The organism is Sphingomonas nostoxanthinifaciens (genome assembly GCF_019930585.1).
Classification (GTDB): domain Bacteria; phylum Pseudomonadota; class Alphaproteobacteria; order Sphingomonadales; family Sphingomonadaceae; genus Sphingomonas_I; species Sphingomonas_I nostoxanthinifaciens.
Genome location: NZ_CP082839.1, coordinates 427,871 through 449,159 on the forward strand (window position 1 = coordinate 427,871; position 21,289 = coordinate 449,159).

General features: G+C 68.6%; 16 protein-coding genes. 10 read left to right on the top strand and 6 right to left on the bottom strand.

From position 1 onward, the window contains the following. Positions 1-24 precede the first annotated feature (24 nt). The 5 genes from K8P63_RS01975 to K8P63_RS01995 all read right to left on the bottom strand — a co-directional run bounded on the left by K8P63_RS01975 (position 25) and on the right by K8P63_RS01995 (position 11,464). The gene (locus K8P63_RS01975) at positions 25-837 is read right to left on the bottom strand and encodes an ABC transporter permease (protein ID WP_223798215.1); all 813 of its coding nucleotides are present in this window, start codon (positions 835-837) and stop codon (positions 25-27) included. Then, a complete protein-coding gene (locus K8P63_RS01980; protein ID WP_223798216.1) occupies positions 834-1,994 on the bottom strand; it encodes a glycosyltransferase family 4 protein in 1,161 nt (386 codons plus the stop codon). The genes K8P63_RS01975 and K8P63_RS01980 overlap by 4 nt, the downstream gene beginning before the upstream one ends. A 118-nt stretch (positions 1,995-2,112) precedes the next feature. Beyond that, positions 2,113-3,462 (bottom strand): aminotransferase class I/II-fold pyridoxal phosphate-dependent enzyme, encoded by a 1,350-nt coding sequence (locus K8P63_RS01985; protein ID WP_223798217.1) that lies wholly within the window; start codon positions 3,460-3,462, stop codon positions 2,113-2,115. A gap of 33 nt (positions 3,463-3,495) precedes the next feature. Continuing rightward, the gene (locus K8P63_RS01990; protein WP_223798218.1) at positions 3,496-10,815 is read right to left on the bottom strand and encodes a type I polyketide synthase; all 7,320 of its coding nucleotides are present in this window, start codon (positions 10,813-10,815) and stop codon (positions 3,496-3,498) included. A 100-nt stretch (positions 10,816-10,915) separates the two neighbouring features. Beyond that, positions 10,916-11,464, bottom strand: coding sequence for a hypothetical protein (locus K8P63_RS01995; RefSeq protein ID WP_223799932.1), 549 nt, complete (start codon positions 11,462-11,464; stop codon positions 10,916-10,918). Here K8P63_RS01995 and K8P63_RS02000 point away from each other — a divergent pair. Genes K8P63_RS02000 through rfbA form a run of 7 tightly spaced genes read left to right on the top strand, consistent with a single transcriptional unit; the run spans position 11,435 to position 18,182 of the window. Further along, a complete protein-coding gene (locus tag K8P63_RS02000) occupies positions 11,435-12,442 on the top strand; it encodes a capsular biosynthesis protein (RefSeq protein ID WP_263282670.1) in 1,008 nt (335 codons plus the stop codon). The two genes, K8P63_RS01995 and K8P63_RS02000, sit on opposite strands and share 30 nt — an antisense overlap. Then, positions 12,442-13,218: an SDR family NAD(P)-dependent oxidoreductase gene (locus K8P63_RS02005; protein WP_223798219.1), complete on the top strand. Its 777-nt coding sequence runs from the start codon at positions 12,442-12,444 to the stop codon at positions 13,216-13,218. The genes K8P63_RS02000 and K8P63_RS02005 overlap by 1 nt, the downstream gene beginning before the upstream one ends. 8 nt (positions 13,219-13,226) lie before the next feature. Then, on the top strand, positions 13,227-14,747 hold the full coding sequence (locus tag K8P63_RS02010; RefSeq protein WP_223798220.1) for an LTA synthase family protein: 1,521 nt from the start codon (positions 13,227-13,229) through the stop codon (positions 14,745-14,747). A 51-nt stretch (positions 14,748-14,798) separates the two neighbouring features. Further along, positions 14,799-15,362: a dTDP-4-dehydrorhamnose 3,5-epimerase gene (gene rfbC / locus K8P63_RS02015; RefSeq protein WP_223798221.1), complete on the top strand. Its 564-nt coding sequence runs from the start codon at positions 14,799-14,801 to the stop codon at positions 15,360-15,362. Positions 15,363-15,385: 23 nt separating this feature from the next. Further along, a complete protein-coding gene (gene rfbB / locus K8P63_RS02020; RefSeq protein ID WP_223799929.1) occupies positions 15,386-16,441 on the top strand; it encodes a dTDP-glucose 4,6-dehydratase in 1,056 nt (351 codons plus the stop codon). Beyond that, on the top strand, positions 16,441-17,313 hold the full coding sequence (rfbD, locus tag K8P63_RS02025) for a dTDP-4-dehydrorhamnose reductase (RefSeq protein WP_223798222.1): 873 nt from the start codon (positions 16,441-16,443) through the stop codon (positions 17,311-17,313). Before rfbB ends, rfbD begins: the two co-directional genes overlap by 1 nt. Continuing rightward, positions 17,310-18,182, top strand: coding sequence for a glucose-1-phosphate thymidylyltransferase RfbA (gene rfbA / locus K8P63_RS02030; RefSeq protein ID WP_223798223.1), 873 nt, complete (start codon positions 17,310-17,312; stop codon positions 18,180-18,182). The genes rfbD and rfbA overlap by 4 nt, the downstream gene beginning before the upstream one ends. An 18-nt stretch (positions 18,183-18,200) precedes the next feature. On the opposite strand, the gene K8P63_RS02035 is transcribed toward rfbA, so the two are convergent. Next, complete coding sequence (locus K8P63_RS02035; protein WP_223798224.1) at positions 18,201-18,698, bottom strand: outer membrane protein assembly factor BamE; 498 nt, start codon at positions 18,696-18,698, stop codon at positions 18,201-18,203. A 105-nt stretch (positions 18,699-18,803) separates the two neighbouring features. Between K8P63_RS02035 and K8P63_RS02040 the strand changes: the two genes are divergently transcribed. The 3 genes from K8P63_RS02040 to K8P63_RS02050 all read left to right on the top strand — a co-directional run bounded on the left by K8P63_RS02040 (position 18,804) and on the right by K8P63_RS02050 (position 21,239). Beyond that, positions 18,804-19,334, top strand: coding sequence for a ubiquinol-cytochrome C chaperone family protein (locus tag K8P63_RS02040; protein WP_223798225.1), 531 nt, complete (start codon positions 18,804-18,806; stop codon positions 19,332-19,334). Continuing rightward, positions 19,331-19,846, top strand: coding sequence for a YceD family protein (locus tag K8P63_RS02045; protein ID WP_223798226.1), 516 nt, complete (start codon positions 19,331-19,333; stop codon positions 19,844-19,846). Before K8P63_RS02040 ends, K8P63_RS02045 begins: the two co-directional genes overlap by 4 nt. Positions 19,847-19,922: 76 nt before the next feature. Next, positions 19,923-21,239 (top strand): methyl-accepting chemotaxis protein, encoded by a 1,317-nt coding sequence (locus tag K8P63_RS02050; protein ID WP_223798227.1) that lies wholly within the window; start codon positions 19,923-19,925, stop codon positions 21,237-21,239. The last annotated feature ends 50 nt before the right edge of the window (positions 21,240-21,289 follow it).

Consider the following 21,289-nt stretch of genomic DNA (forward strand, 5'->3'; position numbering starts at 1 on the left):
ATCGCTATTTTTCGGAATTGCGGATTACGAAAGGTGGATCCGGTTGCGCATGTTAGTCAATGCGACCATGCCGATCCACGTCAGCAACAAGCATGCACCTATCAAATATTCGGTGTAGCAATATTGCAGCTTTGCCGACTGAAATTGGCCGTAACGGACCATTTCGAAAATACTGGTGATTGGCAGCCAGCCCAGCCAGTCGCGAAACGGATGCGGTAGCCATTCCATCTGGAAGAAGGCGCCGGACAGGCCTGCCATGAAATAAGAATAAGGATGGACGAGGCGTCCGACCGTGCGATTCTCGTATGAAATAGCGGTAATCAGCAGTGCTTGGCCGGTCGAATACCAGAACATCAGCCCCCACGCTGCCAGCACAACCAATGGGCGCGCAGGAGGATCTGCGAGGCCGGTGGCGACGAGGAACCCCATCATCACCGCCATCGTCAAGAAACAGGCAGCGAATTCCAGTAGGCAGCGCGCCATGGTAACGTCCAGCACCGTCACCATCCGATGATAGAGCAGGCTAGCATTGCCTTCGAAACTACCTTCGGAGCGGTTCACAATACCCCGGAACAGAATGTAAGTCGTGTAGCCGATCACGGCGAAAGGCAGCGGCTTGATGTCCGCGCCGTAGGCCGTGTGGCCCGCACCCTTGTGCATGAGGCCGATCACGGTCGCCAGCAGCATCGGTTCGGCGAACAGCCAGAGATAGCCGACGTTCTCACGCCCGTAGCGCGTATGCAGTTCGCGCAGGATGAGCGCGCCGATGACACGGCATTGCACCGAGAGTGCCTGGAGCAGGCTGCCGGACGCACTATGAGAGATCCGGGCGTTCATGATCCGATCCTATGCAGGAGTTCCAACAAAATTGCGACATGATCCGCCCAGGAGGAGGGAATCCAGCTCTGCCTGCGCAGATCCTGCGCGGCACGGGCCTGCGATCCGGGGCGACTGAACGCCCAGACGGCACGCTCCCACGCCGGGCCGTCGAGCGGATCGAGAAAATCAGGTACGTCGCCGCCGGCCTCCCGCAAAGCAGGAAGATCGCTGCAGATCACCGGCACGCCGAGCGCCAGTGCCTCCGTTACCGGCATGCCATATCCTTCCGCGAACGACGGCATCAACAGACCGCACGAGCCGGCCAGCAGCCACTGCACGGTGCGATCAGCCAAGCCGCCCTTTTCTTCCACGCAGCCGACGAGCGAGGGGCAGCGTTCGAGCATGTCGACGATCTGCTCATTCTCCCAGCCACGCCGGCCGATCACAATCAGCCGCGGAATGGCGGATGTACCGTGCCGCTCGGCGAGCCGCCGCCACAGATGCAAGAGCAGCAGGTGGTTCTTGCGGGGCTCGATCGTTCCGATGCAGACGAAATAGGGTCGATCGTCCGCCGGCCGATCCGCAGGGCGCAGCGCTGGCGGATCGATGCCGAGATGGGCAAAGGCGGTCGCGATGGGCCGACCGGCGCGCTCGACATAAGGCTTGAGGGCGTCGAGCGTCGCCTGCGAATTGCAGAGCAGAGCGGCCGCTTGCGTCACCATCGTCTCGACCCGCCGTGCATGTAGAGCCGCCCCGTTGGCGCGCGCATATTCCGGATATTTGAGTGGGATAAGGTCGTGGACGAGACACGCAAGCGCGGCGCGCTCGCGCCGGAGAATCGACGCGACCAGCGCCGGATCAGTCAAATTGTTGGGTGATGCCTTGAGATAGACAGCCCTTCCCTCGCCGCTGCCGATCATTCTAACTTTCGGCCGAAGTTCCCAGAGGGCACGCATCGCACTTTTGCGGAGATCGAGCCGTGCGATGATATCCCGCGTCGCCCACCGCTGCTGCGTGCCGTCTAAGAAGCGCCGGACCGCCGCCGCCGGCAAGCGACCATAAACGTTCCCGATCGGATGGACCGCCGCGAAGGACAGCCGATCAGGTACGGCATCGAGCAACCCGCGCGCATAGGCCATCTCAACCCGATCGACGCCTGTCGGCGTCGAATGCATGACACGCGCTAGCAGGCGTGTGAGATCGAGAATGATCCGCGGGCCGGGCCGGTGGTCGATCATGTTGCGTCAGTCAAATACAAAGTCATGAAGCCTATACGCCCCTGCAACGAGGCGTTTACTGGGCGACCATCTTGTGGGCGAGCTGCGAGAGATCGATACCATGCGCCGCGACGCCCGCAATCACATCCTGCAGACGGGCCGCAACCGTGGCCAGCTGCCCCACCTCATGCTTCGACGAGATGAAGAACCGCAGCCGCGCGCCATTTTCCGGCACGGCGGGGTAAATGATCGGCTGCACGTTGACACCTGCCTGGAACAACGCGTCTGCCGCGCGTGCGGCCACGATCGAACTCCCCGTCATCACCGGCACGATCGCCGTACCGATCGATGGACCCGTATCCAGCCCCGCCGCGCGGCATGCAGCCAAGAAGCGCGCCCCATTCGCCTGCAGCCGCGCCACCCGCTCTGGCTCCGCCGCCATGATCCGCAGACTTTCCAGCGCCGCCGCGGCCACCGGCGGCGGCAGGCCGACCGAATAGACGAAGCCGGGGGCGGAGAAGCGCAGGTAATCGATCAGCGCGGCCGATCCGGCGATGTAGCCGCCGCAGCCCGACAGGGTCTTGCTGAGCGTGCCCATCCACACGTCGACCTCGCGCGGGTCGACGCCGCAATGTTCGGCGATGCCGTGGCCGTTTTTGCCCAGCACGCCCAGCGAATGGGCCTCGTCGACCATCAGGTGCGCGCGGTGGCGCCTGGCGATGGCGATCAGGCGGGCGAGGTCCGGCACGTCGCCGTCCATGCTGTAATGCCCCTCGACCACGATCAGCGCGCGGTCGGCGCCGCTGCGCGCAGTGGCCAGCATCCGCTCGAGCTCGTCGAGATCGTTGTGAGGGAAAGCAATGCGCTGGGCACCGCTCATCAGCGCGCCCTGGACGATGCTGTTGTGGCTGAGCGAATCGTGGACGATCAGGTCGCCGCGGCCGACGAGATGGCCGATCACCGTCACGTTGGTGGCATGGCCCGAGACGAAGGTCAGCGCGTCCTCGGCATCGTAGATGTCGGCGAGCGCGCGTTCCAGCTCGCGGTGGATCGGCCGCTCGCCCGAGACGATGCGGCTGGCCGATACCGACGTGCCGTAACGGTCGATCGCGTCCTTGGCGGCAGCATTCACGCGCGGATCGCCGTTGAGGCCGAGATAATTGTACGACACGAAATTGTCGTAGGTCTTGCCGTCGATCACGGTGGTCGCGCCGGCGACGCCTTCGTGCGCGCGAAAATAGGGGTTGGTGATACCGAGCGCCTCACCCGCGCGGCGCACCATGTCGAGATCGGCGGCCACCTCCGGGCGGCCGAGCGGCGCCTTCGGTTCGGGAACGGCCTCGACCGGATCGATCACGCGGCGTGTCGAAAGACGGCCGAGCAGCTGGGCCTTGGCGTCGCCGGAAAGGCCAAAGGAATCACTCATATGATCGGCGGGTCGCATAGGGCCGTGGCGAGATCAAGGCATAGTGGCGGCGGCGGCGGCGAGACCGGGCTCGTCGGGGGCGGTCGCGCCGTCGGCCGGGCCGGCGATGCCGCCTTCGTGCCGGGCGAGGCGCTGCATCAGTTCCTGCGCGGCATCGGGCGCGCCGGCTTCGGCCGGCGCGCCGAGGCTGCGCACGATCCGGCCGCCCATCGCGGTGAGCGTCGCGCCCTCGGACAGCGCCAGCAGCGGGATCGAGATACCGAAGCGCTGCTCGACCGCCAGCCGCAGCTCGACCGCCATCAGACTGTCCATGCCCAGTTCGGCGAGCGGGCGTTGCGGCTCGACCCGGTCGGGTGCGAGCTTCATGATCCGCGCGACCTCCTCGACCAGCATGCTCGTGACGCGTCCCTGCGCCTCTTCGGGCGAGCAGGTGGCGAGCAGTTCCTTGAGATCGACCTCGGCGGCCTCATCGCTGCCGCCTTGCTCCATCTCCGCGAACAGCGGCGAGGCGAGCAACGGCAAGCGGCCGGCGAGCGCACCCCAGCGCACGCCGGCGAGGCCGATCACCGGCGCGCCGGCATCGATCAGCGCCGGCAGCATGTCGAGCGCGCGTTCGGCGGTGAGGTGGTCGCCGCCGAGCATGCGGGCGAGCATGTCGCTGACCTGATGCTCGCGCGCGAGATAGCCGGCGTCGCCGATCGGCCCCCATTGCACCGCGAGCGCGGGCAGGCCCTCGGCATGGCGGCGCTCGGCCACCGCCTCGATCGCGGCGTTTGCCGCAACGTAATTGCCTTGGCCGGGATTGCCGAGCGGAGTGGTGACCGACGAGAAGAGCAGGAACAGGCCGATCGGATCCGTCCGCGTCAACCGGTCGAGCGCCTCGGCGCCAGCCAGTTTCGGACGGAGCGCGCGCTCGAAGCGATCGGCGTCGAGCTGGGCGAGCAAAGCATCGTCCATCGCGACCGCGGCATGGATCACGCCGGCGATCGGCGCCTGGTCGCTGCGGATCGCGGCGAGTGTCTTGTCGAGCGCGGCCTCGTCGGCCACGTCGACCGCATAAGCGCGCGCATCGATGCCGTCGGCGGCAAAGGCGGCCAAAGTCTCCGCCGCGCCCGGCGCGGCCGGGCCACGGCGGCTGAGCAGCGCCAGATGTCTCGCGCCGCTGCGCGCAAGCCAGCGCGCCGCCTCGCGGCCAAAGCCGTCGAGGCCGCCAGTAACCACATAGGCGCCGTCCGGATCGGCGGCGAAGGTGGCGGCCTGCCGCAGCGGCATCGGCCATGCCGCGCCCGGCGCCAGCACGATCTTGCCGATATGGCCGGAGGCCTGCATCAGCCGGAACGCATCCTCCGCGTCGGCATAATCGTACAGCCGATGGGGCAGGGGGCGCAGCGCGCCGGCGGCGAACAGGTCGCTGATCTCGCCGAACAATGCCGCCGCCAGCGCCGGGCGCTTGAGCGGCAGCTGATCGGCATCGATGCCGAAATAGCTGACATTGTGGCGGAAGGGGCGGAGGCCGACCGCGCTATTCTCGTAGAAGTCGCGCTTGCCGAGTTCGAGGAAGCGGCCGAACGGCTTTACCAGCCCCAGGCTGCGCCGCATTGCCTCGCCCGAAAGTGAGTTCAGCACGGCATCGACGCCGACGCCGTCGGTCAGCCGCATCACCTCGTCGGCGAAGGCGAGGCTGCGGCTGTCGAGCACGGCGTCGACACCCAGGCGCCGCAGCAGCGCGCGCTTGGTGGGTGAACCGGCGGTGGCGATCACGCGCGCGCCACGATGCTTGGCATATTGGATCGCGGCGAGGCCGACACCACCGGCGCCGCCATGCACCAGCACGGTCTCGCCCGCCTCGATCCGGCCGAGATGGCCGAGCGCGTAAGCGACCGTCAGGAAGGCGACCGGCACTGTCGCGGCGGCGGCGAAGTCCATGCCCGCGGGCATCCGCATCACAGCATGCGCGGCGGTGACGGTGTGGGTCGAAAGCGCGGCGGGCGCGAATGCCATCACCCGAGCACCGGGGGCGAAGGTGGTCACGCCGTCACCGACGGCGGTGACGATGCCCGCGCATTCGAGGCCGAGCGTCGGCCCGGCGAAACCGTCGAGCAACGCCTCGTCCGGTAGCAGGCCCATCGCCCACATCACGTCGCGGAAATTGAGTGCGGCGGCCTCGACCTTGATCGCAAGCTCACCCGGTCCGGGCAGGGCGACATCGGCCTCGGCCCAGCCGAGCGAGCCGAGCAGGCCGGGGCGCTGGACGGTCAGGCGCAGCGCAGCGGCATCGTTAGCGACCGGCGGCAGGCCGGTGCGGATGCGCGGCACATGGCGGCCATGCGCGCTCCACGCGATATCGCCCTCGCCATCGGGACGGCCGATCTCGGCGGCGGCATGCGCGGCGGCCTGCGCAACCGACAGATCGGGATCGAGCCGCACCAGTCGGCACGCAATATGCGGGGCCTCGTTGGCGAGAACGCGCCACGCGCCCATCACCGCCGCCGCGCGGGCATCGCCCGCCGCACGCCCGCGCAGGCAGATCGTAACCGGCAGGGGGGCATCAGTGGCCGGAAGCGTCGCCAGAGCGGCGACCGACATGAGGATCTGGGGCAGCGGGGTCGTCTCGCCCGGCATGATGACCAGACAGCACCCCATCGAAGCTTCGGGCGACGCGCGCCAGATGGCGATGGTTTCGGGTAAAGACCCCAAAGCCTGCCGCGCCTCGATCGCATCGCCGAGCACCGCCGCAAGCGCCTCGGCATCGGCGCCCGCTTCGGCAAACAGCATGATCCCGCTTGGCATCGACGCCGGCTGCATCGCCCGATCGGGTCCGCGTGCGGCGATCAGGCTCGTCGGCCACAGGCCGGCGCCAAGCGGCTGCAGCGCGGCGTCGACAAAGCCGGCCTCTTCGATGGCAGTCACGCGGCGCGCGGCGTCGATCAGCGCCGGCGCGAAGGGGCGCAGCAATTGCCACGTCCGGCTTGGCTCGGGCTCCGCCAGCAGCAGCGCGCCTTCGGGCGCGAGCATGGCCGCCAGCGCGCCGATCTCGCTCGGGCCCCAGTCGCCGAGGCTCAGCGCATGCATGCCGACGATCAGGTCGAACGATCCCTCGCCAGCGCCGACCGGCCACGCCATCGCCCGCACGCGGGGCGTGCCCCCGAGCAGCGCCGCCAGTGCGTGATGCTCGTCGGAATTCGTCGCTGCGACCAGCGCGAGGTCCGGGTGCGACACGGCGCGCAGCAGGCGCCGCGTCAGCGCGCCGCGTCGCGCACCGATCTCCAGCACGCGCAGCGGCCGGCCTTCGGGCCACGCGGCGGCGACCGCCTGAACGCGCGCGACCAGCGCCTCGGCCGCAGCGATGCTGCTTGGCGAATCGGTCAGGAACTGATCCCACAACGCATCGGGGAGCGCGGGCGCCGCGTCGGGCCCGCCCTCGAGCAGCGCCGGCAGGGCCTCGCTGGCAAGCGCGAGCAATGCAGTGTCGGCAATGGCGCGCGGATTGTCGAACAGCCACGTGCGCAGGATCGCGTCGGACGGCGGCAGATCGTCGGCGCGAAGCGACCACACCCCGTCCCCGCCCTGTTCGGCGAGGTCGTCGGCAGCGAGCCAGCGCAGCAGCCGATCCAGCACCACGCGGCTGCCCGGCGCGACGGCGCCCTGGCGGATCAAGGCTTGCGGCAGGAAATCGGGCTCGCTCGCGGCAAGGCCACGGATGGTCTCGGCGGCGACCGTGGTCGCATAGGCGTCGGCCAGCAGCCGCGCCTCGCTCGGAGTGCTCTCGGCCGTCGGCGCGAGCAATGCGGGCCAGGCAACCGCTTGCCCGCCGTTGCTGGCGACGATGGCGGGGTGGAAGAGCATGTCCTCCATGTCCGCGCTCCGCCCGAGCGTGACCTGCACGAACCAGCATTCGCCGAATCGCGCGACGACCGCGCCGTCGGCGTCGAGCAGCGCGATGTCTGCGCGGATCGAGCGCGGCCCGACGCGCGTGACGTCGAGACGCGCCGCGGTCGGGATCGCGCCCGCAGGCGCAAGCAATTGAATGCGGCCGAACCGCCACGGCACGACGCCATTGTCGCCACCCAGCCGATCCGCGGCGAGCGCGAGCAGCCCCTGCATCGCCCCGTCGACCCGATTGGGCGGCAGCAGCAGCCCGTCGCCGAGCGCTGTCACCTGGCCCAGGCGAACCATCGCCTGCGTGTCGCCCAGCACGTCGATCGCGGTCACGACGCGGAAAGCGGGGCCGTAATCCAGCCCCATGCCGTGCGCGAGCGCATAGAGCGTCGTCGCATCGACGCGCCGCTCGATCACGCCTTCGACCGGATCGAGGCGTGACGCGGGTGCGACGTCGCTCTCGCCGATGCGGCCCGCCATGTGGACGATCCACGCTTCCTCGGTCAGGCGCGGGCGCGAGGCGAGTTCGAAGTCGCCGGCGCCGGATCCGACGCGGAAGCGCACCTCGCGCATCACATGCGGCTCGAGCACCAAAGCGCGGCCGATCTCGACATCCAACAGGTCGAGCGCGGCCGCCTTGGGATGGCGCTCGCGCGCCGCCGCCAGCGCCATCTCGATCAGCGCTGCCGCCGGCACCACCGCCGCGCCGCCGACAACATGGTCGGCGAGCCACGGCAGCGTCTCCAGCGCGATGTGCCGCCGCCATTCGACCGGCTGGTCGCCCTGGCGCTGGCCGAGCAGCGGATGATCGAAGCCTACCGTGACAAGATCGGTCGCCTCGGGCGTGCGCGGCACCCAGAAACGCTCGCGCTGCCACGGATAGCCGGGCAGGCCGCGCCGCACGGCAGGCCCCATGAAGGCGTCGGCGTGACGGATGTCGCCGCCGGCCGCATGGATCCGCGCCGCCAGTGCCGCGATCGGATCGCCCTTGGCCGGTCGGCGCGACAGGCTCGGCAAGACGCGGCCTTCCTTGTCGGCGGCGCGCAATGCGTCGGTCAGATAGGATTGCACCACCGGATGCGGCCCAAGCTCCACGAACAGGCGGATGCCTTCGGCGACCATCGCCCGCGCCGCCTCGGCGAACAGCACCGGTGCGCGCACGTTGCGCCACCAATATCCTGCGTCGAGCGTCCGGCCCTCGACCGTCACACCAGCGACCGTCGAGACGAACGGGACCGTCGTCAGGCCGGGCAGCAGGCCGTCGAGATCGGTCGCCAGCCGGGCGGCGATGGGGTCCATCGCCGCGCTGTGGAAGGCGTAATCGAGGTCGAGCCGGGTGAAGCGCCAGCCCTTGGCCTTCGCTTCGGCCTCCAGCGCGTCCATGCCCTTGGTCGATCCGGCGACGGTGGTCGCCTGCGCGCTGTTATGCGCAGCAACCTCGACGCCACAGCCGGCGAGCGGGGCGGTCGCGAGGATGGCGGCCGAAGCCTCGGCATCGAGCCCCAGCACGCCCATCGCGCCGACGCCGTGCTGTTGCTGTTGGGCCGAGCTGCGCGCCGCGATCACCCGCGCCGCCGCGTCCAGATCGAGCGCGCCGGAAGCCCATGCAGCGGCGACCTCGCCGACGCTGTGACCCATGCAGGCGTCGGCCTCCACGCCATGCTGGCGCAGGGCGAGGACGAGCGCCACCTGCACCGCGAACAGCAACGGCTGGGCGACGTCGGTATTGCGCAGTCCGTCGGGATCCGGATCGGCGAGCGCGTCTGCCACCGACCAACCCAGCCAGGGCTGGAGTGCCGCGTCGGCCTCTGCCAGCGCCTCGCGGAAAGCGGGGCTTCCGGCCATCGCGTCGGCGGCCATGCCGGCCCACTGGCTCCCATTGCCCGAAAAGACGAAGCCGAGCCGGCTCGGCACCGCATCGCCCGTGGCGACGGCGACGGTCGCTTTGTCGGCAAGGAAGGCATCGAGCGCGTCGAGCATCGCGGCGGCGGGTCCGCCGGGCACGACCAGCCGCTTCTTATGCTGCGTCCGGCCGCACGCGACACCGCGCACAAGCGCCGGCAGCGTCGTCGGATCGGCATCGGCGATCCGCGCGCGCCACGTCGCCGCGAGCGCCTTCAACGCTCCTGCCGAGCGCGCCGACAGCAGCAAAGGCGGCAGCGTCTCATTGTTCTCCGCGACCGGGGCGGAGGTGGGATCCGGCGCCTCCAGCACGGCATGGGCGTTGGTGCCGCCGAAGCCGAACGAGTTGAGCCCGACCAGCCGACGTCGGCCATCGTCGGGCAACACGATCGCCTCGGGCGCCAGCGTGAGGCCCAGCTCGGAGAAGGGAATATTCGGATTGGGCGTCTCGCAATGGAGCGAGGGCGGGATCGTGCCGCGCTCCGCCACCAGCATCGCCTTGATGAGGCCGGCCATGCCGCTCGCCGCCTCGAGGTGGCCGACATTGGTCTTGACCGATCCGATCGGCAGCGGCGCGCTGCGGCCGCGGCCCAGCACCGAACCGAGTGCGCCGGCCTCGATCGGATCGCCCGCGGGCGTGCCGGTGCCGTGTGCCTCGACATAGACGAGCTCGGCCGGATCGATCGCGAAGCGATCGTAGACGTGCGTCAGCAGCGCCGCCTGCGCCGCCTTGTTCGGCAGCGACAGGCCGCTGGTGCGCCCGTCCGAATTGACGCCGGTGCCGCGGATCACCGCGCGGATCGGATCGCCCGCCGCCAACGCCGCCCCCAGCGGCTTGAGCATGACCATGCAGCCGCCCTCGGCACGGACGTAGCCGTCGGCGCGCGCGTCGAAGGCATGGCAATGCCCCTTGGGACTCAGCATCGAGGCGGCGCAGAAGCCGACGAAGCTCTGTGGGGCGAGCAACAGGCTGACGCCGCCGACCATCGCCATGCCGATCTCGCCGCCGCGGATCGCCTCGCACGCCTGATGCAACGCGACCAATGACGATGAGCAGGCGGTGTCGACGGTGAAGCTCGGCCCGCGCAGATCGAACGCATAGGAGATGCGGTTCGACAGGATCGACAGCGTGACGCCGATCATCGAATAAGCGTCGGTGGTCGAAGGATCGCCGACGTTGAGGTTCAGATAATCCCACGACGAACCGCCGATGAACACGCCGACCGGCTCGCCGCGCAGCCGATCGCTGTCGAGCGCCGCATCCTCGATCGCCTCATAGGCCAGTTCCAGCAGCAGGCGCTGCTGCGGATCCATCTGCGTCGCTTCGCGTGGGCTGATGCCGAAAAAGGCAGGGTCGAACCCGGAGACGTCGCCCAGCACGCCCGCCGCAAAGGTGTAGGCCTTGCCGCGCTGGCCCCGCTCCGGGTGGAGCAATGCCGCCTTGTTCCAGCGGTCGTCGGGAATTTCGGTAACCGCGTCGCGGCCCTCGATCAGCAGTCGCCAGAAGGCGTCCACGTCCGGCGCACCCGGCAGCCTGCACGAGGCGCCGATGATCGCGATGGGTTCTTCCATGGCCGAAGCGTTCCCCCGCCGGCCAGTGTCGAAATCGTAACGCGAACGGTTCAAGCGGGGGCTCCAGCCGGCCCTTTTCCTTATCAGGGCCTCGTCGAAGCTATAGCGGAGCGACAGGCCCGGACAAGCCGAAGCTCGCCTCGATAGTGCTGCGGCGCAGCAACATCGACTGGCTTATCGACGTCTTTCTGCTTAGGACGGGCGGAGGAGCGCTTGATGACAGCAGACCGATTGTCGCCATTGGTATGATCGCGAACAGGATGGTTGTGTCGGCCGCAAGCAGCGTGCAAAGGGCCAAGATGAGGGCGATCCAGCCGATCGTGACGATGGAGAGGATGGCGTGAAGCGCGGTTTGCGGCGCGAATTCCTCTTCCTTCAGGGATTGGCCGGTCCATTTTTCTCCCTGCTTGGCGATGCGTTGCGGCGCGATGGCCATGGCGTCCACCGGATCAACTTCAACGGTGGCGACAAGGTCTATTGGCAAGGCGCCAATGCCGTGGACTATCGCGGGGGCTTGTCCCGCTGGCCGCGTTTCCTCGATGAAATATTGGCGCGCAGGGCGATCACCGACATCGTCCTGTTCGGCGATTGCCGCCCCCTTCATGCCGTCGCCATCCGCATGGCGCGGGAAGAAGGGCTGCAGGTCCACGTGTTCGAGGAAGGCTATGTCCGCCCCGATTTCGTCACGCTCGAAGTCGGCGGCGTCAACGGCCATTCGGCGCTGTCGCGCAACCCGCAGCATTATCTCGAGCGGGCCGAAGCATTGCCTCCGCTGCCGGCGTTTCCCGGCGTGCCATCCTCGTTCGCGCGCCGCGCCAAGGAGGATCTGGTCTACAATCTGGCGTGCCTCGCGCTCACGCCGCTCTTTCCCGCCTATCGCACGCACCGGCCGTGGCACATCCTGCACGAATATGCCGGCTGGGCGTGGCGGCTATTGCATCAGGGCGCCGAGCGGCGCCGTTCGGCGGCGACGCTCGATCGGCTGCAGGCGAGCGGCAAGCCCTATTTCGTCTTCCCGCTGCAGCTGAACGACGATTACCAGATCCGCATCCATTCGGGCTTTTCCGGCATGCAGCCGGCGATCGAGCAGGTGCTGGGCTCGTTCGCGAAGCATGCACCGGCCGACACGTTGCTGCTGGTCAAAGGCCACCCGCTCGACAACGGCTTGACCGATTGGGAGGCGCGGACGCTCGACGTGGCCGGGCGGTTCGGCGTCGCGCACAAGGTCATGTTCCTCGAGACCGCCGATATCGACGTGGTCGTCCGTGAAGCGCGGGGCCTGATCACGGTCAACAGCACGACCGGGACATTGTCGTTGCGGCACGGCGTGCCGACCGTGGTGCTGGGCGACGCCGTCTACGATATTCCGCGCATCACGCATCAGGATGGTCTCGATCGTTTCTGGCAGGCGCCGACGCCGCCCGACATGGCGGTGTTCGACGCCTTCCGTCGCGTGCTGATCGACCGTTGCCTGATCCACGGCGGCTATTTCAGCGAGGAAGGGCTGGCGATGCTGGTCGACAGCGCGAAGGTCCGGCTCGAGGCGGCGGAGGCGCCGCTGTCGCTCGTGTGGCGCGCCGCCGGTGCGCGCGGCGCGGGCGCGACGGTGCGGCCGGCCAGCGGGTGATGCCGCCGCGAACGATACTGGTCACCGGCGCGTCGAGTGGTCTCGGCGCCGGGCTCGCGCGCGCTTATGCCGGCAACGGTGTCTGCCTGCTGCTATGCGGGCGCGACGCGGCGCGGCTAGAGGCCGTCGCGCAGGAGTGCCGCACGCGCGGCGCGGAAGTGGTTGCCGGCCGCTTCGACGTCGGGGAGGCGGACGCATTCGGCGCGTGGCTGCTGGAGCAGGATACGGCCAAGCCGATCGACCTCGTCTTCGCTGCCGCTGGCGTGTCCGCTGGGACGCCGCAGGCAGGCGGCCCGGAGGGGCTGGCGCTCGCGACGATGCAGGTCCGCACCAACCTGCTCGGCATGATGAACACGGTCGAGCCGCTGCTGCCGCGCATGATCGCGCGCGGCGCGGGCCAGGTGGTGGTGATCTCTTCGACCGCGGGCTTGCGCGGTCTTGCCTACAGCCCGGCCTACAGCGCCAGCAAGGCCGGCGTGCGTGCCTATGGCGAGGGGCTGCGGGCGTTGCTCGCGCCTTATGGGATCGCGGTGACGGTGGTCGTGCCCGGCTTCTTCGACACGCCGATGACCGATCGCTGGAAGGGCCCGACGCCGTTCATGGTCAGCCTCGATCGGATGATCGCGGTGATTCGACGCGGTGTCGATGCGCGGCGGGCACGCGTGGTGTTCCCGCGCCTGCTCGCGCTCGGCCAGCAGGCGGCGGATCTGATGCCGGCGGCGATCGGCGATCGGATCATGCGTAACTTCCGTTTCCATATCGAACCGGGCAAATAAGCCGCCTGATGCTGCTGCACGTCGCTGCCGGGCTTGTCCTGTGCCTGCTTACCTGGATCGCGCTGCGGCTGATGGTCGGCGCGCCCCTGCTCGGGCGTCGCGGGCCGGGGCGGCTGTTGCCGCTGTTCCTCGATCTCCTGCCCGAAATGATCGGTTTCGCTCTGTTCTTGTTGGTCACCGCCCGGCCGATCATGGCGGGATTGGGTATCGTCACGCTCGGCATCGGCCTCGCCATCGCCGATCGCGTGAAGCGCAAGATATTGGGCGAGCCGGTGCTGTTCGCCGATCGCGCCGAGCTGATCGAGGTGGTGCGCCATCCCAAGCTCTATCTGTCGTTCGTCGGCCTGGTGCCGATGGTGCTGGCGACTTTTGCCTGCGCGGCGGTGGTAGCGGCGTTTCTGATGATCGAGCCGCCGCTGTGGCACGCAGGCGTGCCGGCGGTGGTCGCGGCCGCGATCGTCGCGATCGTCATCGGGCGGGCATCGTTCGTCGTGCCGGCGCTGCCGCTGTTTCTTGGTCGATTGGCGCGGCGGTACGAACGTCTGGCGATTACGCGTGACCCCGCCGAGGATGCGCGCCGCTTCGGCCTGCTCGCCGCCTGCATCATCCAGGCGACACTCGCCAGCCACGAGCGGCCGGCACGGCAGCAGGCGGCTCAGGCGCGGGCATGGCCGAGCCTGCCCGACGATGCCGGGCCGATCGTGATCGTCCAGGGCGAATCGTTCATCGACGCCACGCGGTTGCACGCGGCCTTTGCCGATCTGCTGCCGCATTTCGCTCGGCTAAAGGAAGAAGCGGTCGTTCGTGGCCGGCTCGACGTGCCCTGCTGGGGCGCGAACACGATCCGTACCGAACTGGCGGTGCTTGCCGGGCTCGGGCCGAACGAGGTGGGGCTGGACCGTTACAACCCCTACGAGCATTTCGCGCAGGTGCCGTTGCCGTCGCTCGCCTCGGTCGCGCGCGCTGCCGGCTATCGTACGATCTGCCTGCATCCCTACACCGCCAATTTCTACGCGCGTGACAAGGTGATGCCGCTGCTGGGCTTCGACGAGTTCATCGCGATCGACGCCTTTACCGATGCTCCGCGGGTCGGACCCTACGTCAGCGACGTCGCGGTTGCCGAGCGCGCCGCGCAATTGGTGCGGGCGCATGGGCCGCGGGTGCTGATCTTCATCATCACCATGCAGAATCACGGGCCGTGGGACGCCGCGCACGACGCGGTCGAGCCGGTCGCCTTGCCCCTCGAGTGGCAGGCCTTTGCCGATCCGACCGCCGTCGGCCGATGGCTCGCCCATCTGCGCGCGACCGATGCGATGATTCCGATCCTGCGCGACGCGATCGGCGCGGCCGGCTGGCTGGTCTTCTACGGCGATCATCAGCCGAGCCTCGCCGGCCCGTTCCACGTGCCCGGCGCGCCGGATCAGCGCAGCGATTATGCGATCTGGCGGCCGGGCATGGCGGGGGGCGTGCGGAGCGATCTCGCGGCCGAGCAGATCGCGTTCACGCTTTTCGGATGCATGAAGCAGTAGTCGTGTTCGCGCTTTTTTCCTAAAGCCCGATCGAACCTTAGGGGTGTGTCGATGCCTGTTAAACTGATCCGTCCCCGCCGCTTCGGCGACGATCGCGGCTGGTTCATGGAAACCTATGCGGCGGAGCGTTATGCCACGCTCGGCATCGGCGTGACGTTCGTGCAGGACAATCATTCCATGTCGCGCGATGCCGGCGTGCTGCGCGGGCTGCACTGGCAGGCGCCGCCCTTCGGGCAGGACAAACTGGTCCGCTGCGTCGCGGGGGCGATCTGGGACGTGGCTGTCGACGCGCGGCGCGGCTCGCCGACTTTCGGCACATGGGTCGCGGCCGAGCTGTCGGCCGATAACGGGCACCAGCTGTTCATTCCGATCGGGTTCGCCCACGGCTTCGTCACGCTCCAGCCGGATACGCAGGTCGAGTATAAATGCTCGGGCCTCTATGCGCCGCAGGCCGAGGGTGGCGTGATCTGGAGCGATCCAAATCTGGCCTTGCCGTGGCCGCTCGACCGGCGCACGCCGATCCTGTCGCCGAAGGACGAGGTGCTGCCGATGCTCGACGAGGCGACCACCCCCTTCACCTATGACGGACGCCCGCTGGAGCCGCTCGACGCATGACCGACACGCCATCCCCCACTCCGCTGCGCATCCTCGTCACCGGCGGGGCGGGCTTCATCGGCTCCGCGCTCGTCCGGCATCTGGTGCGCGAGACGCCGCACACCGTGCTGAACGTCGACAAGCTGACCTATGCGGGTAACCTCGCCAGCCTTCATCCGATCGCGAACAGCCCGCGTTATTCGTTCCTGCAGGCCGATATCTGCGATCAGGCGGCGATCGCGGCGGCCATGGCCGCGTTCCGACCCGACGTCGTCACGCATCTCGCGGCAGAGAGCCACGTCGATCGCTCGATCGATGGGCCGGGCGCGTTCATCCAGACGAACATCGTCGGCACCTTCGCGATGCTGCAGGCGGCGCTCGGCTATTGGCGCGGGCTGGACGCCGATGCGCAGGCAGCGTTCCGTTTCCATCACATCTCTACCGACGAGGTGTTCGGCACGCTGGCGGATGACGGCTTCTTCACCGAGGAGACGCCCTACGATCCGCACTCGCCTTATTCGGCGTCGAAGGCGTCGTCGGACCATCTCGTCCGCGCCTGGGCCGATACGTACGGCCTGCCGGTGCTCGTGACCAACTGCTCGAACAATTACGGGCCGTACCACTTCCCCGAAAAACTGATCCCGCTGATGATCATCAAGGCGCTCGCGGGCGAGACGCTGCCGGTCTACGGCAAGGGCCTCAACGTGCGCGACTGGCTGTTCGTCGAGGATCATGCCCGCGCGCTGACCGCGGTGTTCGAGAAGGGCACGCCGGGCGAGAGCTACATCATCGGCGGCCGCGCCGAGCGCACCAACATCACGGTGGTGACGCGCATCTGCGAAACACTCGATCAGGTCCGCCCGCGCACCGACGGCCGCTCCTACAAGGATCAGATCGGGCAGGTGGCGGATCGCCCCGGCCACGATCATCGCTATGCGATCGATCCGTCCAAGATCGAGCGCACGCTCGGCTGGACCGCGCAGGAGACGTTCGACAGCGGGATCGAGCGCACGATCCGCTGGTATCTCGACAACGAGGCATGGTGGCGTCCGTTGGTCGAGGAGAAGGGCGCGGTTCAACGCGTCGGGCTGGCCGGCTGATGGCGATCCTCGTCACCGGTGGCACCGGCCAGGTCGGCCGCGCGCTGCAGCGGCTGGCGCCCGATCGCGTGGTCGCGCCGAAGCGCGCTTTGCTCGACCTCGCCGATCCCGAGGCGCTCGCCGAGATGGTCGCCTCGCAGGAGTGGGAGGCGGTCATCAACTGCGCCGCTTATACCGCCGTCGACAAGGCCGAGGCCGACGTCGTCGCCGCCTGGACGGTCAACGCGCTCGCGCCGGCGGCTTTCGCAGCGGCGACCGCCAAGGCGGGCATCCCGCTCGTCCATCTGTCGACCGACTATGTGTTCGATGGGTCGAAGGCAGAACCTTACGTCGAGGATGATCCGGTCGCGCCGCTCGGCGTCTATGGCGCGTCGAAGGAGGGTGGCGAGCAGGCGGTGCGCACCGCCAATCCCAACCATATCATCCTGCGCACCGCGTGGGTGGTGAGCGCCGACGGCGCGAATTTCGTCAAGACGATGCTGCGCCTCGCCGCCGGCCGTCCCGAACTGCGCGTCGTGGGCGACCAATATGGCTGCCCGACCTCGGCCGACGATATTGCCCGCGCCTGCATCGCCATCGTCGATCGGCTAGCGCAGCCCGATGCGCCGCGCGGGACCTATCATTTCGTCAACGCCGGCGAGGCGAACTGGGCCGATCTCGCCGAGGCGGTGGTCGCGCGCGCGGCGACGCACGGCCGTCCGCGCCCGATCGTCACCCGAATCACCACCGCCGATTATCCCACCCCCGCGCGCCGTCCGGCGAATTCGCGCCTGTCGACCGCCAAACTCGCGCGCGATTTCGGCATCACCGCGCCCGAGTGGCATGTCGCGGTGGATGCGATCGTGGACACTCTCCTCAAGGACCAAGCATGAAGGGTATCATCCTCGCCGGCGGCACCGGCTCGCGGCTCCACCCGGCGACGCTGGCGGTCAACAAGCAGCTGCTGCCGATCTACGACAAGCCGATGATCTATTATCCGATGTCGGTGCTGATGCTCGCCGGCATCCGTGACGTGCTCATCATTTCCGCGCCCGAATATCTCGACAATTATATCCGGCTGTTCGGCGACGGGCATTTGATCGGCATGCGCATCACCTATGCCGTCCAACCCAAGCCCGAGGGGTTGGCGCAGGCCTTCCTGATCGGCGAGACCTTCCTCGACGGCGGTCCGGCGGCTTTGGTGCTCGGCGACAACATCTTCTTCGGCGCCGATCTGTCGGCGCGGCTGATGGCGGCCAAGGCGCGGACGAATTGCGCGACCGTCTTCTCCTATCGGGTCGATCATCCCGAAGCCTATGGCGTGGTCGAGCTCGATGCCGAAGGCCGGGCCATCTCGATCGAGGAAAAGCCCGCCAAGCCGAAATCGAACCAGGCGGTCACCGGCCTCTATTTCTACGACGATCGAGTCGTCGAGTTCGCCAAGCAGGTGCGCCCCTCGCCGCGCGGCGAACTGGAGATCACCGATCTCAACCGCATGTACATGGAGCGTGGCGAGCTGTTCGTGGAGCAGCTGTCGCGTGGCCATGCGTGGCTCGACACCGGCACGCATGATTCGCTGCTGGAGGCATCGGAATTCGTGCGCACCGTCCAGCATCGCCAGGGCATGCAGGTCGCCGCGCTGGAGGAGATCGCGTTCGAGAACGGCTTCATCACGCGCGAGCAATTGCGTGCCCGCGGCGAGGCGTTCGCGAAGACCGGCTACGGGCGATATCTGCTGCGCATCGCCGACCAGGCGGCCTGACGCGCGTCCGCGTGGCGCCTAGTTGCCGCCGCCGCGCGGATTGTCGGCGGTCGGGGCTGTCTGGCCGGCCGAGCCGACCGCGCCGATATTGCCGAACAGCTCGCTGAAGAAGCTGCGCTCGCGGCCCAGCACGGGCGTGCGCTTGCCGTAGATCGGTACGTGGCGGATCGTTTCCAGCCCGGTCTTCTGCACCGACGAGACGTCCTGCCCGTTGAAGCGGATCGTCAGCAGCATCTGCGACACCGGCTCCGGCGTCGAGAAAGCGAGCTGGCGCGTGTCGCGCGCGAGGAAATACCAGGTCGTGCCGCTGTCCCATTCGCTGGCGAAGCTCGGTCGGCCAAGCGTCTTCGACACCGAATCCTGATTGTCGACGCCCGGCTCGATCTGGTTGATGAGCGACCGATCGACCACATAGCCCTTGTGATCGCGCACGCGGGTGCAGCCCGTCGCCAAAAGCGCCGCCAGCATCGCGATTCCAAGCGGCGCGGCACGCCCGCCGTTGATCGAATCGCCCATGCCCAAAGTCTCCCGACGTCACTAAAACAGCGCCGGGATTGCAACCGCACGCGCCGGCCTCAATATGGCCTCGACGCCTGCGCGGCAAGCGGGCGCGAGAGGGAGATGCGGCGAGTGGCGGGACTGTGGCGGCGCCTGTTCGGAGCGCGCGAGCGCGATGCGCTCGCTCCGCTCTACCATGCCGTGGTCGCAGCAGCCCGCCGACCAGTCTGGTACAAGGCGGGCGGCGTGCCCGACACGATCGACGGGCGCTTCGATATGGTCGCCGCGATCCTCGCGCTCGTGCTGCTGCGGCTGGAAGAAGAGGGCGATGTCGGCCGTGCGCCCGCCGCCTATCTCGCCGAACTGTTCGTCGACGACATGGATGGCCAGCTGCGCGAGCGCGGGATCGGCGACATCGTCGTCGGCAAGCATGTCGGGCGCATGATGGGGGCGCTGGGCGGCCGGCTCGGCGCCTTTCGCGATGGCTTCGGCGCTGGCGGCGACCTCGACACGGCGATCCGCCGCAATATCTATCGCGGAGCGGCGCCTGCACCCGGCGCGGTGGCGGTGGTGCGCGACGGTCTCGTCTCGATGCGCGCCACACTGGAGGCGACGCCGGCATCCATCCTGCTTGACGGAGTATTGAGCGCGTGACCGACCCCGAATTCTCCCGCCCGTTCCGGATCGACACGATCGGCAGCGAACCGCATGCGGTCGCGATCGGCGCCGAGCCGGCGGAGCGGGCGGCGCTTGCCCGGCGGTTCGACCTGCTGTCGATCGAGCGGCTGGAGGCGACGGCGTCGCTCGTGCGCGCGGACGACGTGGTCACCGCTACCGGTGCGATCGTCGCGGCGGTGACGCAGGCCTGCGTGGCGAGCGGTGCGCCGGTGCCGGCGACGATCGAGGAGCCGTTCACGATCCGCTTCGCCCCGGTCGGTCCGTCCTCGATCGAGGAGATGGAGTTGGCGGCGGACGATCTCGACGTGATGAGCTACGAGGGCTCGGCGATCGATCTGGGCGAGGCGGTTGCGCAGACGCTGGCGCTGGCGCTCGATCCGTTTCCGCGCGCGCCCGACGCCGACGCGACGCTGCGCGAGGCAGGCGTGCTGGAGGAAGGCGATGCCGGGCCGTTCGGCGCGCTCAAGGCGCTGCGCGATCGTCTTTGACTGTCACATGATCGTCATCGAAACCTAAGCGCTCCTTCACCTCCCGCCGCTACCGCCGCCTGCGGGAGAGGCGCGGATGCACAGTAGTCGGATCGAGATGGGGGGTGCGGCGGATATCCCGGCGGGCGAAGTTCTGGCCGCGTTGCGCGATGCGGCCGTGTCCGCCGATGGCAGCCTCTACGATGCAGTGGCGCTGTTTCAGGATCATCCCGATCTGCGCCTGATCGCCGTGCTCGATGGCCTCAACCGGCCGACCGGAGCTTTGTTTGAACGCGATATCCGCCGGCTGCTGTTCAATCCCTTCGGCCATTCGCTGCTCAACAATCCCGGTTTTGGCGGCAATATCGCCCAGCATGTGCGCCCTTGCCCCGCAATCGAACTGGATGCCGCGCTCGACTTCATGCTCGGTGCATGGGCAGGGCAGGATGCGGGCGAAGGGCTGATCGTCACGGTCGCGGGGCGGTATCGCGGCGTGATCGGCAATCACGAACTGCTGCGGCTCGTCGCACTGCGCGAGGAGCGCGCGACCGCGCGTCGCCTGCAGCGGCTCGATCGGATCGATCAAGCGGCGGCGACGCTCGAACATGACGCGCACACGCTGACCGGAGCGCTCGCCGAGATCGCGCGGGCGATCGGCCAGACGGCCGGCGACACCGGCGATCGGGCCGAGCGGACCGGCGCGCGCGCCGCTGCGATGGCCGGCGTCGCGGACGAGACCGGCGCGGGGCTTGCGGCGGTGGCCGAACGCGCGGCCGCGCTGGCCGAGGCGCACCGCCACGTGCGCGAGAATATGGGCGCGACGCAGCGTGCGACCGCCGACGCGATCACGGTCGTACGCGAGAGCGGTGCCGAGACGCGCGGGCTCGAAGACGCCGCGAACGACATTGCCGACTTTGCCGGCATGATCGAACGGATCTCGCGCAAGGTGTCGATGCTCGCCTTCAACGCGACGATCGAGGCGGCGCGTGCGGGCGAGGCGGGACGCGGCTTCGCGGTGGTCGCGCATGAGATCAAGGCGTTCGCGAGCCAGACGCGCGAGGCCGCCGGCACGATCGGCGCGCGGCTCGACGCGGTGCGCGCGGCCGCCAGCGGCGTCTCGCGCGCCCAGCGCGGCATGGAGGAGATGGTGACGAAGGTGGAGGCCAATTCGATCGGCGCCATCGCCGCCCTGCTGGACGAAGCGGAGGCGACCGATCTGATCGCGCATTACTCCGCGCGGGCCTCGGATGGCGCGCGGCGCGTGCGGACAGAGGCGGAGGCGATCCGCCACAATGCCGCCGATGCGGTTCGGGGTGCGGCCGAAATGCTGCGCTTCGCGACCGAACTGACCGATCGCGCCGCCGCGACCGGCGGCCAGATCACCGATTTCCTGAAGATATTGCAGGACGCCTGACGCGCGGGCCGAGCCACGGCGCGTCGGGCGATCACCAGTTGCGCGCCTTC

Excerpts from the sequence above, each read along its gene's own strand:
- K8P63_RS01975 (WP_223798215.1), bottom strand. The coding sequence starts at position 837 with ATGAACGCCCGGATCTCTCATAGTGCGTCCGGCAGCCTGCTCCAGGCA.
- K8P63_RS01980 (WP_223798216.1), bottom strand. The coding sequence starts at position 1,994 with ATGCATTCGACGCCGACAGGCGTCGATCGGGTTGAGATGGCCTATGCG.
- K8P63_RS01985 (WP_223798217.1), bottom strand. The coding sequence starts at position 3,462 with ATGAGTGATTCCTTTGGCCTTTCCGGCGACGCCAAGGCCCAGCTGCTC.
- K8P63_RS01990 (WP_223798218.1), bottom strand. The coding sequence starts at position 10,815 with ATGGAAGAACCCATCGCGATCATCGGCGCCTCGTGCAGGCTGCCGGGT.
- K8P63_RS02000 (WP_263282670.1), top strand. The coding sequence starts at position 11,435 with ATGGCGCGGGAAGAAGGGCTGCAGGTCCACGTGTTCGAGGAAGGCTAT.
- K8P63_RS02005 (WP_223798219.1), top strand. The coding sequence starts at position 12,442 with ATGCCGCCGCGAACGATACTGGTCACCGGCGCGTCGAGTGGTCTCGGC.
- K8P63_RS02010 (WP_223798220.1), top strand. The coding sequence starts at position 13,227 with ATGCTGCTGCACGTCGCTGCCGGGCTTGTCCTGTGCCTGCTTACCTGG.
- rfbC (WP_223798221.1), top strand. The coding sequence starts at position 14,799 with ATGCCTGTTAAACTGATCCGTCCCCGCCGCTTCGGCGACGATCGCGGC.
- rfbD (WP_223798222.1), top strand. The coding sequence starts at position 16,441 with ATGGCGATCCTCGTCACCGGTGGCACCGGCCAGGTCGGCCGCGCGCTG.
- rfbA (WP_223798223.1), top strand. The coding sequence starts at position 17,310 with ATGAAGGGTATCATCCTCGCCGGCGGCACCGGCTCGCGGCTCCACCCG.
- K8P63_RS02035 (WP_223798224.1), bottom strand. The coding sequence starts at position 18,698 with ATGGGCGATTCGATCAACGGCGGGCGTGCCGCGCCGCTTGGAATCGCG.
- K8P63_RS02040 (WP_223798225.1), top strand. The coding sequence starts at position 18,804 with ATGCGGCGAGTGGCGGGACTGTGGCGGCGCCTGTTCGGAGCGCGCGAG.
- K8P63_RS02050 (WP_223798227.1), top strand. The coding sequence starts at position 19,923 with ATGCACAGTAGTCGGATCGAGATGGGGGGTGCGGCGGATATCCCGGCG.